This window comes from Cupriavidus sp. 01L46, assembly GCF_056399905.1.
On the sequence record NZ_JBFTSF010000523.1, the window covers coordinates 1 to 2,373 of the forward strand.

Consider the following 2,373-nt stretch of genomic DNA (forward strand, 5'->3'; position numbering starts at 1 on the left):
GGCCTGGCTTCCTGATTCGTCGCCTGAACCAGATTGGGCCTGGCTTCCTGATTCGTCGCCTGAACCAGATTGGCCAGGCGATCTTCTTCGATTTGTGCCACTCAGAGAGCATTACACCGCTTCAGGTCGGCATGCTTACAGCACTATCGATGAATCCCTGGCTTGATCAGAAAGCAATCGGCCGAGAGCTCTCCCTAGACCGCACGACAACTGCCGAAGTACTGAGACGGTTGGGTGAAAAAGGATTGGTCGATACCCGGGTAAACCCAGACGACCGTCGATCAAGACTTTCGGTGATCACCAAAGAAGGGCTAAAACTGATCAATGATCTGCAAGAAAACATACACCGCTCGCAGGAGCTCTTGATTGAGCCACTGCCTGCGGAGGAACGCGTCGTTTTCATGAAACTKCTTGCTCAGCTCGTGGATGCCCACGAGAAAATGAACAACCGAATCTGAGATATCCCGCGCTTGCAATCGAACTCGACGATGAGATGGCCGGCACCTTCACGCCGACCGTTTCGCGATGGCACGCTGAAGTTTCTCTGCCTGAGTCTTCTCAGTGCACCCAACCTCGAGACGGCACTGCATCGCTTTGGACTCTTTGTGCTCGACGGCTTAGACGCAACGGAATACGGCGCCCCTAGTTCGAGCAAATAGCCACTACGAGCGCCAGCCAGGCGGCAAGGGCTATATGAAGGTTGACGTCAGGAGAGATCTGCCAAGACATTGCGCGAGAATTTCCTTTGACCCTGGCTCGCCCAGCAACTTYTCGCTATGTACTTGTGCGGGCCTGCCCCTCGAGCAATCGCTAGCGTACCGAACGGATCCACTCGCGAAACAGCCGCACGGGAGCTGCGTCCGCCCTCAGCGGATCACAGACCACATAGTAGCCGCGCTCCGTTCKAGCGACGTGATCCACGGCGATGACTAGGCGTCCGCTACGGATATCGTCATCAATGTAGGCCCGCTGGGCGATCGCGACACCCAATCCGTCTGCGGCGGCCTGGTAGCAGAGCGCCGCATTGGCCAACGTCATTCCCCGGGAGCGAGACAGGCCGCCCAGGTCGGCAGAGGCGAACCACAAATCCCAGGCCTCAGGTCGTAGCATTGAGTGCAGCAGCGTGGCCTGCAGCAGGTTTTGCGGCGTCTGCAGCTGTGCGGCAAGGCTGGGCGCGCAAACTGGAACGAATTCATCGTCGAACAGATGATCCAGCTCGACATCTGTCCATTCGCCCACGCCATGCCGTATGACGCAGTCAGCGCCCTCGAGCCGGATGTCGTCGGCCCTGGCGATCGTCGCGATCTCGAGGTCCATGTCGGGATGCTGCGCGTGGAAGCCGCCTAGCCGAGGCATCAGCCAGCGGATGGCAAGGGTGGGGGTCACCTTGAGCCGCAGACGCTTGTCGAGTCGACGATCGGCCGCATCATCGAGCGCATCGTTGAGTTTATCGAAGGCATCGGAGACGCGCCGGGCGAGTTGCACGCCTGCCGCGGTGAGCTCGATCTCGCGCCCGGATTTCTGAAACAGCTGCAACCCCAGCCCGCACTCCAACTGCTTGATCTGCTGGCTGACGGCTCCCGGCGTTACGTGCAGCGCCTCAGCGGCGCGCGAAACGCCCTTGGCGCGGCAAACCGCATCGAATACCCGCAACGGGCCAAGGAGTGCACGGAGTTTCTGCATAAGGCTGGAGTATGCCGGGGTTGGTGCTGCAAGGCAACGATGTCAGCCCTGTACGCAGTTCGCGTAGCGCACGCTACCCTGGCGCCCCCCTGCCCGTCGCCGGGTGCGACTCGCGGCGCAAACTGTGCGATACGATCCAGCATCCGGCCAGCGTGGGCGTCATGGGCAGACGATTCCTGTGCATGGGCTGCCAGGTCGGCTAGATCGCGCCAGCTCGCACGTCGTATCCGCTTCACACGCCATTTACGCCCGACACCGCGCACGAGAGCGGTAGTGCGAGCTGTGTTATCAATGACCGAGATCCTGTCAATATTCATGCAGGCAGCTCTGACGATGAAGAACCAAGCTCCATTGGCGAGCTCTGGCATCTGACCATCGCAAAGGCAGAGTCGATTGACCCGGCAGCGCGCGAGTATTTTTCCTTTACTAGCCAGCACTAGTGCGAGAAGCTTCGACGGAAACAGCGGCGAGAGATTGCGGGCATAGTGTCGGTATGTGGATCGGTGCCATGCGGAATATTTAACGGAATTTCTAGCCTGCTACGTTTGTTTAATCGCTGCTGTAGAATCATTCATTTCCAACGGAGAGTAATAATGGCGACGTACAAGCAACTCTTGGCAGAAAAAGAGAGAATCGAAGCGCAAATTGCCGAAGTCCGTGCAACTGAAGTCGCTGGTGTTATCGAGAAGA

Annotated in this window: 3 protein-coding genes and 2 pseudogenes; 3 read left to right on the forward strand and 2 right to left on the reverse strand. The window is 58.5% G+C overall.

Annotation, left to right across the window (positions count from 1 at the left end; genetic code table 11):
* Positions 1–68 precede the first annotated feature (68 nt).
* Together AC1DS3_RS37835 and AC1DS3_RS37840 are read left to right on the forward strand one after the other, a co-directional pair.
* Positions 69–458: a MarR family winged helix-turn-helix transcriptional regulator gene (locus tag AC1DS3_RS37835; RefSeq protein WP_477129275.1), complete on the forward strand. Its 390-nt coding sequence runs from the start codon at positions 69–71 to the stop codon at positions 456–458.
* Positions 455–605: pseudogene (locus AC1DS3_RS37840) on the forward strand (AraC family transcriptional regulator); the annotation flags it as partial. The gene AC1DS3_RS37835 and the pseudogene AC1DS3_RS37840, both read left to right, overlap by 4 nt.
* A 205-nt stretch (positions 606–810) precedes the next feature.
* Here AC1DS3_RS37840 and AC1DS3_RS37845 read toward each other — a convergent pair.
* Both AC1DS3_RS37845 and AC1DS3_RS37850 read right to left on the reverse strand, forming a co-directional pair.
* Complete coding sequence (locus tag AC1DS3_RS37845; RefSeq protein ID WP_441632904.1) at positions 811–1,683, reverse strand: LysR substrate-binding domain-containing protein; 873 nt, start codon at positions 1,681–1,683, stop codon at positions 811–813.
* Positions 1,587–2,051, reverse strand: coding sequence for an FUSC family protein (locus AC1DS3_RS37850; RefSeq protein WP_441632906.1), 465 nt, complete (start codon positions 2,049–2,051; stop codon positions 1,587–1,589). Before AC1DS3_RS37850 ends, AC1DS3_RS37845 begins: the two co-directional genes overlap by 97 nt.
* A gap of 225 nt (positions 2,052–2,276) precedes the next feature.
* On the opposite strand from AC1DS3_RS37850, the pseudogene AC1DS3_RS37855 reads away from it, so the two are divergent.
* A pseudogene (locus AC1DS3_RS37855) lies at positions 2,277–2,373 on the forward strand (DNA-binding protein); the annotation flags it as partial.